General features: G+C 38.0%; 12 protein-coding genes. 8 read left to right on the plus strand and 4 right to left on the minus strand.

Going from position 1 to position 13,810, the window contains the following annotated elements:
- Positions 1-17: 17 nt before the first annotated feature.
- Positions 18-605, plus strand: coding sequence for a Maf family nucleotide pyrophosphatase (locus AC00Y6_RS02195; RefSeq protein WP_474488978.1), 588 nt, complete (start codon positions 18-20; stop codon positions 603-605).
- 68 nt (positions 606-673) lie between these two features.
- Positions 674-3,214 carry a type IX secretion system periplasmic lipoprotein PorW/SprE gene (gene porW, locus AC00Y6_RS02200; protein ID WP_474488979.1) on the plus strand — a complete coding sequence of 847 codons (2,541 nt, stop codon included), beginning with the start codon at positions 674-676 and terminating at the stop codon, positions 3,212-3,214.
- A 176-nt stretch (positions 3,215-3,390) separates the two neighbouring features.
- Here the strand turns inward: porW and AC00Y6_RS02205 are convergent, their stop codons facing one another.
- Together AC00Y6_RS02205 and AC00Y6_RS02210 are read right to left on the minus strand one after the other, a co-directional pair.
- Complete coding sequence (locus AC00Y6_RS02205; RefSeq protein WP_474488980.1) at positions 3,391-4,206, minus strand: GLPGLI family protein; 816 nt, start codon at positions 4,204-4,206, stop codon at positions 3,391-3,393.
- A gap of 4 nt (positions 4,207-4,210) precedes the next feature.
- On the minus strand, positions 4,211-5,146 hold the full coding sequence (locus AC00Y6_RS02210) for a GLPGLI family protein (RefSeq protein WP_474488981.1): 936 nt from the start codon (positions 5,144-5,146) through the stop codon (positions 4,211-4,213).
- Between the two features lie 223 nt (positions 5,147-5,369).
- Between AC00Y6_RS02210 and AC00Y6_RS02215 the strand changes: the two genes are divergently transcribed.
- The 6 genes from AC00Y6_RS02215 to sufD all read left to right on the plus strand — a co-directional run bounded on the left by AC00Y6_RS02215 (position 5,370) and on the right by sufD (position 10,438).
- Positions 5,370-5,699 (plus strand): HesB/IscA family protein, encoded by a 330-nt coding sequence (locus tag AC00Y6_RS02215; protein WP_474488982.1) that lies wholly within the window; start codon positions 5,370-5,372, stop codon positions 5,697-5,699.
- A 41-nt stretch (positions 5,700-5,740) separates the two neighbouring features.
- Positions 5,741-6,109: a four helix bundle protein gene (locus AC00Y6_RS02220; RefSeq protein WP_474488983.1), complete on the plus strand. Its 369-nt coding sequence runs from the start codon at positions 5,741-5,743 to the stop codon at positions 6,107-6,109.
- Between the two features lie 34 nt (positions 6,110-6,143).
- Positions 6,144-7,592, plus strand: a complete 1,449-nt coding sequence (gene sufB / locus AC00Y6_RS02225) for a Fe-S cluster assembly protein SufB (RefSeq protein ID WP_474488984.1) — start codon at positions 6,144-6,146, stop codon at positions 7,590-7,592.
- Between the two features lie 228 nt (positions 7,593-7,820).
- Positions 7,821-8,201, plus strand: a complete 381-nt coding sequence (locus AC00Y6_RS02230) for a GxxExxY protein (RefSeq protein ID WP_474488985.1) — start codon at positions 7,821-7,823, stop codon at positions 8,199-8,201.
- 102 nt (positions 8,202-8,303) lie between these two features.
- On the plus strand, positions 8,304-9,047 hold the full coding sequence (sufC, locus tag AC00Y6_RS02235) for a Fe-S cluster assembly ATPase SufC (protein WP_474488986.1): 744 nt from the start codon (positions 8,304-8,306) through the stop codon (positions 9,045-9,047).
- 83 nt (positions 9,048-9,130) lie between these two features.
- Positions 9,131-10,438, plus strand: a complete 1,308-nt coding sequence (gene sufD / locus AC00Y6_RS02240) for a Fe-S cluster assembly protein SufD (RefSeq protein ID WP_474489144.1) — start codon at positions 9,131-9,133, stop codon at positions 10,436-10,438.
- 69 nt (positions 10,439-10,507) lie between these two features.
- Here the strand turns inward: sufD and rodA are convergent, their stop codons facing one another.
- Together rodA and AC00Y6_RS02250 are read right to left on the minus strand one after the other, a co-directional pair.
- Positions 10,508-11,737, minus strand: coding sequence for a rod shape-determining protein RodA (gene rodA, locus AC00Y6_RS02245; RefSeq protein WP_474488987.1), 1,230 nt, complete (start codon positions 11,735-11,737; stop codon positions 10,508-10,510).
- Entirely contained in the window at positions 11,734-13,764 is a 2,031-nt protein-coding gene (locus tag AC00Y6_RS02250) for a peptidoglycan D,D-transpeptidase FtsI family protein (protein ID WP_474488988.1), read from the minus strand. The genes rodA and AC00Y6_RS02250 overlap by 4 nt, the downstream gene beginning before the upstream one ends.
- Positions 13,765-13,810: the final 46 nt, after the last annotated feature.

The following is a 13,810-nucleotide window of genomic DNA, read 5'->3' on the forward strand; positions in this document are numbered from 1 at the left end:
AATCATTAGTACAGACCATGAAACTGTTATTAGCCTCCAGCTCTCCCAGGCGGAAAGAATTGCTGTCCCAATTGGGGTATCAATTCGAAACCATAAAAATAGACATAGACGAATCTTACCCAAAAGACCTGGAAACACAATATATCGCCGAGTATATTTCTGCCAAGAAAGCTAACGCTCAGGTTATTGGAGAAGATGAAATCCTCTTGACCGCCGATACAATTGTCGCTATGGGGCAAGAGATCCTCCTTAAACCAAAATCTCGTGAAGAGGCTTTTGTAATGCTTAAAAATCTCTCCGGGAAAACGCATCAGGTTTATTCCGCTTTTACCATCAAAACCAATAATTCCGAAGTCAGCAAAACCAGCAAAACCGACGTTGAGTTGGATAAAATGAGCGAAAACGAAATCAATTTTTATATTGATCATTATCAACCGTTTGACAAAGCAGGTTCCTATGGCGTCCAAGAATGGTTGGGTATGGCAAAGATTAAAAATATCAATGGGTCATTCTATTCGGTGATGGGATTGCCTACAGATCTTGTTTATAAAGAGCTCAAAGAAATGGGTTGTTTTCCTATAATTAATCAAAACCACCCTCTTTAGATAATTTTCCGTACAAAATTTCGTTATTTTTACAAATCAACCTTCCGTAGTGATTTGAATTAAACTAGATGAGAAAATATTTACTAATCATAATCGCTGTTTTAAGCGTAGTGGCTTGCAACCCACGAACAAAAAAAAAGAAAACCAAAAGTGGACCTGTAAACCGGTTCATGACTTATTATAACACCTTATTCAATAGCAAAGAAGCACTGAATGCGGAGTTGCAAACCCGCGACAAAACCCACACAGACAACTTCTACGATCCTTTTATCTCTGTTTACACAACAGATGACAACACTGCCGATTTACAAAACTTACCGGCGGCGGCAAGCAATTTTTCTGACACAGAGATGGGTCCACGTGGAATGCGGGGAGCTAGTGAAAACGCTTTTGGAGCTAATGGTGGTGCTAACACCCGCAGCCAGGCAGGAAGCAAAGGCGCATCTATACTACAAATTGCAGAAGCCAAGGCACAAAAGGCTATTTCCAAATATTCGGTAATGGTAAATGGTGTGGAAAAAAATAAGAAAATTTTTGACGCATACATCCTATTGGCCAAAGCCAAAATGTATCAGGGCAAATATCTGGAATCCCTTGATGCTCTTGGCTATGTTTTCAATACCATGAGTAAGGATAAGCGACTGCCTTTGGCAAGAATTTATCAGGCCGTCAATTACAGCAAACTCAAAGAGTATTACCGTGCAGACGAAGTGTTCCGCGGACTAGAAGATGACCCCAAAATTAAACTGACAAAGGAGAACAAGGCTATCCTAAAAGTTTATCAGGCTGACAACTTTCTAAAATGGGGCAAAAAAGAATTGGCGGCCGAAGTGCTGGATGAAGCTTTTACTTTTAACAAAAACAGGAAAACACGCAGCCGCATTGCTTTTCTAAGAGGACAAATCCTTGCCAGTCTTGGTAAAAAAGCCGAAGCTAGGGAATCTTTTGCAACCGCTTATAAATATGCCAACAGCTACGAGTTTGAGGTAAAATCTCAGATAGAAATAGCCAAAACATTTGATGGTAAAGCAGACAGTTATGAAGACGCCGTGGCCTATCTGGACAAAATTGCCAAAAAAGGCACCTACGCATCCCGTAAAAATGAATTATATTACGCCACAGGACTTATTGCCACCTCAGCAGCAAAGGATTCTATAGCTGATTCTTATTTCAGAAAAGCTTTGAAAGAAAAACAATCCGATCCACAGATCCGAGGCTTAACTTACTCGGAATTGGCTAAAAAATATTTTGCTAAGGATGATTATCTTACAGCGGGTGTCTATTATGACAGCGCATTGGCAGTAATGACTTACAAACCCGAAAGAGACCGACTAACAGAGCTGACATCTAACATCAAAAAACTGTCAAAGAATTATTACATTGTCAAAAAAAATGACAGCATCCTAGCATTGGCTAAGATGAGTCCAGATGAAAAACGGGCTTATTTCACCAAATACATTGATAAGATCAAAGAAAAAGAAGCCGCTGAAGAGTTAGAGAAAAAGAGAGCCGAGCACAGGAAAGGCTTTGATAACGGTGACTACAGCGCTAATTCGATTTTTGCAAATAATTCTTCTGATGCCAATAGTTTTCAGAATTTTGGAATTAACACCAGTGGATCTACATTCTACTTTGCCAATACCAATAATATCCCAAGAGGTGAAGTGGCCTTTAAACAAACGTGGGGAAGCCGAACTTTGTCTGATAACTGGCGTTACTCTGCCAAATCTGCCACGATTAAGGATCTGAAAAATGAAGCTCTTGGTGTGGCAACCACTCCGGATCCAAGAAGATTGGAGCCTGAATTTTATATTGAGAAAATCCCTACTGCAAAAACCGATCTCGACAAGCTGAAAAAAGACCGAGACACAGCCAGCCTAGGAATGGGAAGAATGTATGAGAACTTCTTTGGCAATACCAAACTGGCCACCAAAACACTTTTTAATCTGGTTGAAAGTAAACCTGACGAAGAAACAGATCAACAGGCTCTATACAATATTTTTGTATTTAATTATGAAAAAAATCCTGCGGAAGCAGAAAAAGCAAAGCAGATTATTCTTCAAAAATACCCATACACATCCTATGCAGAATTTGTAAAAAATCCTAAAAGTAAAGACCTTAATAAGTCATCGGAAAACGTTGAAAAACTGTATGATGAGGCTTACAAGCTCTACGTTACCGAAAAATACGCAGAGTCATCTGCCATTATAGAAAAAGCGATTGCAGATAATCCAAAAGATGCTCTGATCCCTAAATTCTATCTTCTTAATGCTTACAACGCAGGTAAAACAGCAGGTAAAGAGATTATGATACTGCAGCTGGAACAGATCGCCCTGAATTATGATAAAACTCCGGAAGGTAAAAAGGCTAAAGAACTCCTCAAATACCTGAAGACTGATGTCAAAATGGAATTTACCGATGAGAATGGGAATAATGTTTCGCAAAATCCTATTCAGCAGGAACACGCAAAAGAAAACCCACAGACTACTACTCAAAACATAGAACCAGCATCTCCTACAGTATCTGGTCCCGAAAGGCCTGGCGGCGATGATAACCCTATAAATCCTGATTCAACACCGATACAACAACAGAGAAAAAATTCAAGATAACTAAAATGGCGACCAAAAAGGTCGCCATTGTATTGTTATATGGGATTTATTTTACATTAATGATCTCTCAACCTTAGCTTTCTTTACAACTCAAATAAAATTTAAAACTGATTTCATCAACAATATAAATCACCTAGTTTGTAACAAGAGGGCATGGGTGATTTATAAATTTTCTTTTATTTTAATTCGATGGGATTATTTCGGCTTTTAATTTCATTTTCCATCCTTTTTTGCATATCCTGCATTTGTTTTGGGTCGAATGAAGGACCTCTCCCGCCGGGTCCAAAGCCTCCGCCTCCTCTTTGGGAATTAAAAAAGCTGATCGGGTCTTTCTGAAATTTTTTCTCTAAATCATTATACTTATTTTTTGCAATATTTATGTACTGCCCTCTGGTCTGTGGCTGCTGCAATTCGGCAATTTTTTTGGTCTGCATGAGATCAAACGAATAATAGCCTTTTGCATCCTGAGCTTTTACAATAAGCCCCGGAAGCCCAGAAAACTTGTAAGGACCATCCTGCAAAGGAATCTGCGGTGTAAACCACGCATACCAGGTTCTACCGCCATAATTAACCTCTGCCTTCTGAGTTTCATACTCTCCAATTTTTACCGTTTCAGGCAAAATTTTCCACTGGAAAGATGGCGTTTCGTTATAAGAATATTGATCCCGACCTATCCTTGACTTATAAGTAATAATTTGTTTCCCAAGATCTTTGTCTACAGAAAATTGCAGATTGCTTCTTAAGTTTTCCATCTGGGAACGATCAAAATTTCTTGTGGCACGCATACGCTCCATTACAGAGTCTCTTTTCAAAGTGTTTTCTGCATAAAAATAAGATTGTTTTCCATTGGTGTCCAGATAAGCCAGTTCGGTTTTTTTACTATCTGCATTGGTAGAATCCGGCGTGGTTGTCACCTGATATACGAAGCGTGTGTTCTGCTGTGCCATTAACAGAGGCATAGCAATGATGCCTAACAATTTTAAAATTTTCATATAGTTACTTATTATTTATTTCAATTGGGTTTGTATTACCAATATTGATTGAGTTAACATTTTGATTTGAGGAGCCTCTCTGCATTCCGCTTATATTATGTGCACTTCCCATCTCTCCATTCGACATCCCACGATTTCCGCCATTCATCATATCATGTCGCTGATGCATGCCACGCCCTCCGCCAGGATTAAAATTGTCAAAATTAATCTCTGAGTCTTTGCTCTTAGAAAATTCCATTTTTACAGACGCTTTATCACCATTAAAATTGATGCGACTCGATTTTCTGGCATCTGCCGCAATTTCCTCTTGAAAAGCATTTGGGATTATAATTTTCTGCACAAAACTAAACCTATAATCGCCTCGGTCATCTTCCAGTTTTAATATTAAGCCCGGCAACCCACAAAATTTGTAAGGCCCATCTGATATTTTGATATCTGGCGCAAACCAAGCGGTCCACTGCCTACCTCCAAAACTTACGACTGCTTTCTGAATTTTGTGACCTTTAAAATCGGATGTATCAGGTAAAATTTGCCAATTTATCTTGCGGTCTTCCTGATAATATATTTGTTTTGGGCCAACATTCTCCACCAGATTAACAGTATTATTATTGAGGTCTTTTAAAATAAAATAATCAAAAAAAGTAGGTTGGATTACTTTTCCATTGGCCAGTTTAGGAAAGTCCGATTTATCTTTTTTAGACCTTTTTAAATCGGATTTCTCCTGTAATTTTAATACGCTTCTTAACGAATCTCGCAACAGCTTGCTCTCGCTTGTAAACATTGAGTTTGTTTTGCTAACATCCAAAAAAGTCCTTTCCACCTTCATATCCACAAGGTTGATCGTGTCAGGATTGGCTTCAGTTTGATAGATATAACGTTCGGTTTGGCCAAAATATATACCAAAAACCATAATCATCATTAGTGCAATAATCTTCGTCATAGTCAGATTGTTAGATTAACTTATATCGGCAAAGTTAATTATTAGTATTAGCGGAATTAATATTTGTTGATAAAACTTGGTGTTAATCTATTAAAATACTGATTATCAATTACAAATTAGAGATGACGATAATATTCAAAATCATTAAAATAGATGCCGTCGATTTGAGATTGCGGATTTTATGTTGTATTTTTGCAGACTAAAATCAGTCTAAATAAAAACAATGATTAAAGTTAGCGATCAGGCAAAAGCAAAAGCAGCTCAGCTGATGAGTGAGGAGGGCTTTAATCCTGAAACAGATTATATAAGAGTGGGCGTGAAAAGCGGAGGTTGCTCCGGTTTGGAATACGTTCTTAAGTTTGATAATGTTAAAAACGAAACCGATCAGCTTTTTGAAGATAACGGTGTAAAGATTGTTGTGGATAAAAAATCCATTCTTTACCTGGCAGGAACTACTTTGGAATATTCCGGAGGACTGAATGGCAAAGGTTTTATCTTTAACAATCCAAATGCTGCAAGAACTTGTGGCTGCGGGGAAAGTTTTTCTCTTTAAGTATTAGCAGATTATTTATTAAAAGATTAAAAAATTAGTGAGTGACTAGAGAATTTGAAAAATTTGAAGTTTATGAGTTAACGATTAATCTCACAAAAAATATTTATGAACTCTTAAACAGAGAAAAATTTAGAAAAGAGTTTGAACTTTGCAATCAGTTAAAGAGAGCTGTACTTTCAATATCAAACAATATTGCGGAAGGCAGCGAGTACAATAACAATGCTCAGTTTATAAGATTTTTGAAATATTCAAAAGGAAGCTGCGCAGAGGTTAGAAATATGTTGAATCTTTGTCATATTTTATTTGAAGAGGATACAGAAAATTTGATTAATGATTCTAAAATGGTTTCGATACAATTATCAAAATTTATTGATTATCTGTCAAAAACAGACATAAGGAAGAGAAATTAATTTTTTAATCATTTAATTTTTAATTATTTAATTAATGTCAAAGTACACAGAAGACGACTTAAGGGTCGATTTAGAAAATAAAAAATATGAGTTTGGCTGGGAAACGAAAATCGATTACGAAGATTTTCCGATCGGGTTAAACGAAGATGTCATTCGTGCCATTTCTGCAAAAAAAGAAGAGCCCGAATGGATGACCGAATGGCGCTTGGAGTCTTTCCGCATCTGGCAGAAGATGACAGAACCACATTGGGCCAATATCAAATATGTAAAACCCGATTTCCAGGCGATACGCTATTATGCAGCACCTAAAGTAAAACCAGAACTGGCAAGTTTAGATGAAGTTGACCCAGAATTGTTGGCCACTTTTGCAAAATTGGGCATCAACATCGAGGAGCAAAAAAGGCTTTCTGGTGTTGCTGTTGATATTGTAATGGATTCTGTATCTGTGAAAACTACTTTCCAGGAGACACTTGCAGAAAAAGGGATTATTTTTTGTTCAATTTCCGAAGCGATTAAAAACCACTCGGATTTAGTTAGAAAATATATAGGAAAAGTGGTTCCAAGGGGTGATAATTTTTATGCCGCCTTAAACTCTGCAGTATTTTCGGACGGCAGTTTCTGCTACATTCCAAAAGGCGTTAGATGCCCGATGGAACTGTCAACCTATTTCCGAATTAACCAATCCGGAACCGGCCAGTTTGAAAGAACTTTGCTGATTGCAGACGAAGGCAGCTACGTCTCTTACTTAGAAGGTTGTACAGCACCGTCAAGAGATGAAAACCAGTTGCACGCCGCTGTTGTGGAACTGATTGCGATGGATAATGCGGAAATCAAATATTCTACGGTTCAAAACTGGTATCCAGGTGATGAAGAAGGAAAAGGTGGTGTTTTCAATTTCGTGACTAAAAGAGGACTTTGCGAGAAAAACGCCAAAATCTCCTGGACTCAGGTGGAAACAGGTTCTGCCGTAACGTGGAAATATCCAAGTTGCATTTTGAAAGGTGATAATTCGGTGGGTGAATTTTATTCCATTGCGGTTACCAATATGCATCAATATGCCGACACTGGTACCAAGATGATTCACATTGGGAAAAATACCAAATCAACCATTATTTCTAAAGGAATCTCTGCCGGGAAATCTCAAAACTCTTACCGAGGTTTGGTAAAAGTAATGCCTACAGCGAAGGGAGCGAGAAACTTTTCCCAATGCGACTCCTTACTAATGGGCAATAATTGTGGCGCGCACACTTTCCCTTATATTGAAATCAAAGATCCGACAGCACAATTGGAGCACGAAGCTACAACTTCAAAAATCGGGGAAGATCAGATTTTCTACTGCAACCAAAGAGGAATCGATACGGAAAGAGCAATTGCTCTCATCGTGAATGGTTTCAGTAAAGAAGTTTTGAATAAACTTCCAATGGAATTTGCAATCGAAGCTCAAAAATTATTGGAAATTTCTTTGGAAGGTTCAGTTGGGTAATATTTTCACGCAAAGCGAAACAAAGTTTTTCTTTTTTGCTTGAAAATATTTTAAGGAGAAACAAAGCCGCTTTGCTTATCGAAGTAAGACTATTAATTTTAGTATTACTTCATTAAGTTTTATGCCTTTGTTTATCTTAATCAACATTTAAAATAAATTCTTTGTCTCGCCTTGCGTTGAAAGAAATTATAAAAGATAATTCATTTATCTTTGTGAAAAACAAGACAAATGAATGAAAATGAAGTTTCAAAAATTGTATTTGAAAGTGGATTAAGAGTTCACAGAAAATTAGGAATCGGATTATTTGAAAGTATTTATGAAGATTGTTTATTTTACGAACTTCAGAAGTCAGGTTTGAAAGTTGAAAAACAAAAGTTCTTAGATATTGTTTATGATGAATTAACCTTACCTAGAGCTTTTAAAATGGATTTACTTGTCGAAGATAAAGTAGTCTTGGAAATAAAATCTGTGGAAAGTTTGAATAACTTTCACGCAGCTCAATTGAAAAATTATTTGAGATTGGGACATTATAAATTGGGAATGTTGTTGAATTTCAATTCTCAATTATTTAAAAATGGAGTCAGAAGAATTGCAAATGGCTTAGACTAATGTTGTATTTCAAAACTAAGTGAAACGCCTTTGTATAACTTAAAAACATAAGCGCAATTAAATTTAAACTTGTTTAGCCTTGCGGTAATTTATATAATTAAAATGTTAAATATCAAAAACTTACACGCCAAAATAGAAGATGGCGCAGAAATTTTAAAAGGAATTAATCTTGAAATAAAACCAGGCGAAGTTCACGCCATTATGGGACCCAATGGTGCCGGAAAATCTACACTTTCTTCTGTTATTGCAGGAAAAGAAGATTATGAAGTGACGGACGGCGACATCTTTTTTGAAGGTGCAAATATCATAGAAGATGCTCCCGAAGAGCGTGCTCACAAAGGGATTTTTCTTTCGTTCCAATACCCGGTAGAGATTCCGGGTGTTTCGGTTACCAACTTTATCAAAGCTGCAGTTAACGAAAACCGAAAAGCAAATGGTTTGGAAGATATGTCGGCGAAAGAAATGCTTGCGGAGATCCGCGAAAAGTCAGAATTATTGGGCATTAAGAAAGATTTTCTTTCCAGATCACTTAACGAAGGATTTTCGGGAGGTGAGAAAAAAAGAAATGAAATTTTCCAGATGCTGATGTTAAATCCTAAATTGGCAATCCTAGACGAAACCGATTCAGGTTTGGATATCGACGCATTGAGAATAGTTTCCGAAGGTGTAAACCATTTTAAAAACCAAGGCAACGCGGTTCTTCTCATCACGCATTACCAAAGGCTTTTGAACTACATCCAACCAGATTTTGTCCATGTTTTGGCAGACGGAAAAATCATCAAAACAGGTGATAAATCCCTTGCCCTGGAGCTGGAAGAAAAAGGATACGACTGGCTTTTGAATTAATAAAAATGATTGTCTTCCCCATCGAAAATGATTGAAGAGGAATGACAAAAACAAATCGAAAGATGCAAAATCAAACCATTACAATGGCTTTATTTGAACAAATTTTAGATCAACATACTTCTTTTTTGGAATCGCTTCCGCAATCTTCTTTGAATGATGTGAGAAAAAATGCACTTCATAAATTTGAAGATGAAGGATTTCCAACTAAAAAAGACGAAGAATATAAGTATACCAATCTGAAGGAAATTACTGAGAAAAACTATAATTTCAGCCCTTCGGAAGCACATCAAATTACCAAGGAGCAGTTGGATGAGTTACATTTGGGTGAAGAAAACTTCGACTGGATTGTTTTTATCAACGGCAAACTTCACAAAGAACTTTCGAAAATTTCGATTCAGAATGTGGAGTTGCTTTCAATCCAAAATGCTTTAAATGATGAAGCAAATGGGGAAGTTTTTAATCAGTATTTCAACACGATTGCTAATCCTGAATTGGCCTTTACCAATCTGAATCTGGCATATTTTACAGAAGGATTTTTCTTAAACGTGCCAAAAAACGCATCGATTGAAAAACCAATTCACGTTTTTTACTTATCTCAAAACCAAACTGAAAATACATTTTACAATACCAGGAATCTACTGATTGCCGAAGAAGGATCCAAGGTGGAAATCATAGAAAGCCATCATAACTTTGATCAATCGTTTGTGTTTACCAATTCGGTGACCGAGATTTTTGCAGGTAAAAATGCAAAAGCAGACTGGCACAAACTGCAAAATGACAGTGACACTTCTTACCTTGTTGACCACACATTTGCAAAGCAGGAAAGAGATTCTCTTACAACGGTGAATACGTTCTCCTTTGGTGGAAAATTGGTGCGAAATAACCTCGATTTTATTCATAACGGAGAGAATATCAACTCTTTTATGAACGGGATTACGATTATCGGGAAAAACCAAACTGTAGATCACCATACTGCCGTTCATCACAAACAACCGAATTGCGAATCTTATCAAAACTATAAGGGCATTTATAAAGACCAATCGCACGGTGTTTTTAACGGAAAGGTATTTGTAGATCAAGTGGCGCAGAAAACCAATGCATATCAGCAAAACAACAACATTCTACTGGATGAAGGGGCTTCTATTGATACAAAACCTCAGTTGGAGATTTTTGCAGATGACGTTAAATGTTCCCACGGTTGTACGGTAGGACAGTTGAACGAAGATGCCATGTTTTATCTGAGAGCCAGAGGGATTTCTAAGAAAGAAGCGCAAGCACTTCTATTGTATGCTTTTGCGAATGATGCAATGCAGAATATTGACATATTAGCTTTGAAAAATAAAATATCTCAGCTCTTGGCAGAAAAACTGGAAGTCCAAATGGAATTCTAGAAGAGACAATTAGAAATAAAAAACGCATCTTTTCAGATGCGTTTTTTTATTGTTGATGATGATCATTGATTAAACGAGACTGTTTTTATCGGCATAATTCAGTTTGAAAAATATGAATGTCATAATGGAAAAAGCCAACAGCGAGCTACCTCCATAACTGAAAAACGGTAAAGGAATACCTACTGTAGGAAAGAGCCCCATTACCATCCCAAGATTAATCGAAAAGTGAATTAATAAGATGGATGCAAAGCTGTACCCAAATACGCGGTTAAATGTCGATTTCTGCCTTTCAGCTAGGTAATAGATACGTCCAATAAAAACCGCATAACAGATAATTAGAGTGACACTACCTACAAAACCCCACTCCTCACCTACGGTGCAAAAGATGTAGTCTGTTTCCTGTTCCGGTACAAATTTACCCTGGGTTACCGAGCCCTGTTTGTAGCCTTTACCCATAAGCCCACCAGAGCCAATCGCTGTTTTTGAATACAGCAGGTTATATCCCGAAGTATCGCGGAATGCCTTCTCGCCCTTATAAAGCACCTCTAATCGTTCACGTTGGTGTTTCGGTAATTTTGTAAGGATAAAAGGAGATGCAAATGATAGCGCGCAAAAGGTTACGATCGTCGCGACTATAGAAATGATACTTATGATATTCCAGCTGATTCTGTAAAAATTAAGAAAGATAAGGATTGCTGCAATAACCAATATTGCTAATACTATATAAATTGGGCTTACGGCAATAGAAATTAAAAAAATTGCTGCAAAAACAAATATAGTCCCAAACAACCATCCGGAAAGACCTTCCCTATACAAGGCCATAAGAAATGCAAAAAATACAAGTAGGGATCCCACATCAGGAATCATCAGCACCACTACACCGGGGATCGCGATAATGGCCATCGCAGTGTAGAGGGATCTTTTATTCTTAATATTAAAGTCGGGATTGGACACATAATTAGCCAGCATCAAGGCCGTCCCAATTTTAGCAAATTCTACGGGCTGCATAGTAAAGCCTCCAAATTTGTACCAGTTTTTTTGCCCCAAAATCTCTGTTCCAAAAGGAAAAAGCCCTACGAGCAACAAAACGCCACCTACATAAATTATGGCTGACATATTCTCAAAAAACTTTGTCCGCATTAAGAATATAATAAAGCCAACGACAAGTGAAAGTCCAAAGAATATAAGCTGCTTCTCCCCTAGTTCTGCCTTTACACTGTAAATATTGGTTATGGCGAAAACACACAATAAGATATATAATGTGATGCCTAACTTATCTATACCTTCTGCCCATTTCATCTTGCGTCGGATTTTACAGGTTTAACATGATTTACACTTTTATCCAATTTAAGCTTTCTATCTTCAATGGCTTTAAGGCTATCTTTGATTCTTTTCAACTTTACGGTGTCCACAGCAGGCTCTTTGTACCACCCTTTTCTTTTCATGTCTGCCACATACTGGCGCTTGTACTCGGGCATAAAGCTGGAGGTGATCATTTTTTTATAAAGATTTTCTCTTTTCAATTCTCCGGTCACATATTTTTCAGCAATAGTTGTACACGCTGGTCCTGCCCATGTAGCACCAAATCCGGCATGCTCCATAACTGCAGCCACAACAATCTTGGGTTTATCTGCTGGCGCAATCAACACAAAAATGGAATTATCTTTACCCTGAGGCACCTGGGCAGTTCCTGTTTTGGCTAATTGTGTGAAGTCTTTGGACAAAAGTCCCCGCCCGGTTCCCCTTAGCATAACAGCCTCCATACCCTGAAGAACTACCTTATAGAACTCCGGATTCTGCACTGCTGTAAAATGCTTTTTCTTAAATCTAGGATCTGGGTTAGGCTTACCGTCAATCGACTTGACAATATGTGGCGTAAAATACCAACCTTTGTTTGCGATAGCCGCTACTGCATTAGCCATTTGCAAGGGTGTCAGCATCACATCACCTTGCCCCATACCATTGAAGACGGCTCCTGTAGCCAAGGGATCCCAGTTTTTCGGATCCTTTTTAGAGCCATTGGCTTTGTAAATCGAGGCCATCCTTTTTTCATAAAACTCCCCCGATGGGATTCTCCCCTTAGCACCCACAGCCAAATCATTATTTAAAAATTCGCCGACACCAAAGCTGTTTAGGATTTTTTTCCATTCATCCACACCCTTAGATGGATTTCCCGGATATTTATTCAGGATATTAAGGTAGGCATAAGTGAAATAACAGTTGCTGGAAACCTGAATAGAAGGGATAAGCGGATCTGCGCCACCATGACCCTTGATCCTGAGGCCTCTGTAATTAAAACCACCACCACATGGGAAAACAGTCTTATCCGTCATCACGCCCATCTGCATAGCGGCCAAAGCTGTCAACAGTTTGAAGGTGGAACCTGGTGGATAAGCTGCCTGAACAGACCTGTCAAACGTGGGTTTGTTTTCATAAATGGTATCGTTCGCCAGTTTGTAAAGGTTATGAGATTTTTGAGGGCCTGTAAAAAGATTGGGATCGATATCCGGCCCTGTTGCCATAGTGAGGATTTCGCCATTATTAGGATCAATCGCAACAATAGCTCCATGTTTATTCACCAGCATTTCTTCTGCCATTTTTTGAAGGTCATAGTCAATGGTCAAGGTCAAATCTTTGCCCGTGACCACCTCCTTATCCAGTTCTCCGTTTTTATAAGAACCGATGTTTCTCTGGCGGATATCCTTCTGGATATATTTCATGCCTTTTTCACCACGCAATTCCTTTTCGTAAGCTTTTTCAATCCCACTTTTTCCTGCTATATCACCCGGAAGGTAGTAGAGCGAATCTTTTTTGATATCATTGTCATTCACCTGATTGGTATAACCCAAAAGATTGCCAGATGTATTGATCTCATACTGACGTTGTGGCCTGGGAACAATACTGAATGCCGGATATTTAAAAATCAGCTCCTGAATCCTGGCCATATCTTCGCGGCTCAGGTTCTTCATAAAAGTCATTGGAGTTAAGCGGGAATAATACTTTTCCTGCTCAATGTTTTTAACGGTTTGGATAAAAACTGGCTTGGAGATATTAACTAACTTACAAAAGCCTAATGTATCAAAATCAGGTTTTAGAAGCGCCGCGGTGTAAGAAATTTCAAAAGCGGGCTGATTGCCAACTAATATTTTGCCATTACGGTCAAAAATCACACCTCTTGGTGGAATGATATACTCGGTTTTGATGGATGTGTTCGCCGCATTCAACGCATATCTGTCCGTAAATAATTGTAAGTACGAGAGCCTTGCAATAAAAATTACTGCAATAAGGGACAGTGCAAGAATAATTTTTAGATACTGTGACTTCATCTGTGTTTGAATCTTTTGGGAGCGAACTCAAACTCCTTTATATGGT

This window comes from Epilithonimonas sp., from assembly GCF_056329745.1.

Excerpts from the sequence above, each read along its gene's own strand:
- AC00Y6_RS02195 (WP_474488978.1), top strand. The coding sequence starts at position 18 with ATGAAACTGTTATTAGCCTCCAGCTCTCCCAGGCGGAAAGAATTGCTG.
- porW (WP_474488979.1), top strand. The coding sequence starts at position 674 with ATGAGAAAATATTTACTAATCATAATCGCTGTTTTAAGCGTAGTGGCT.
- AC00Y6_RS02205 (WP_474488980.1), bottom strand. The coding sequence starts at position 4,206 with ATGAAAATTTTAAAATTGTTAGGCATCATTGCTATGCCTCTGTTAATG.
- AC00Y6_RS02210 (WP_474488981.1), bottom strand. The coding sequence starts at position 5,146 with ATGACGAAGATTATTGCACTAATGATGATTATGGTTTTTGGTATATAT.
- AC00Y6_RS02215 (WP_474488982.1), top strand. The coding sequence starts at position 5,370 with ATGATTAAAGTTAGCGATCAGGCAAAAGCAAAAGCAGCTCAGCTGATG.
- sufB (WP_474488984.1), top strand. The coding sequence starts at position 6,144 with ATGTCAAAGTACACAGAAGACGACTTAAGGGTCGATTTAGAAAATAAA.
- AC00Y6_RS02230 (WP_474488985.1), top strand. The coding sequence starts at position 7,821 with ATGAATGAAAATGAAGTTTCAAAAATTGTATTTGAAAGTGGATTAAGA.
- sufC (WP_474488986.1), top strand. The coding sequence starts at position 8,304 with ATGTTAAATATCAAAAACTTACACGCCAAAATAGAAGATGGCGCAGAA.
- sufD (WP_474489144.1), top strand. The coding sequence starts at position 9,131 with ATGGCTTTATTTGAACAAATTTTAGATCAACATACTTCTTTTTTGGAA.
- rodA (WP_474488987.1), bottom strand. The coding sequence starts at position 11,737 with ATGAAATGGGCAGAAGGTATAGATAAGTTAGGCATCACATTATATATC.
- AC00Y6_RS02250 (WP_474488988.1), bottom strand. The coding sequence starts at position 13,764 with ATGAAGTCACAGTATCTAAAAATTATTCTTGCACTGTCCCTTATTGCA.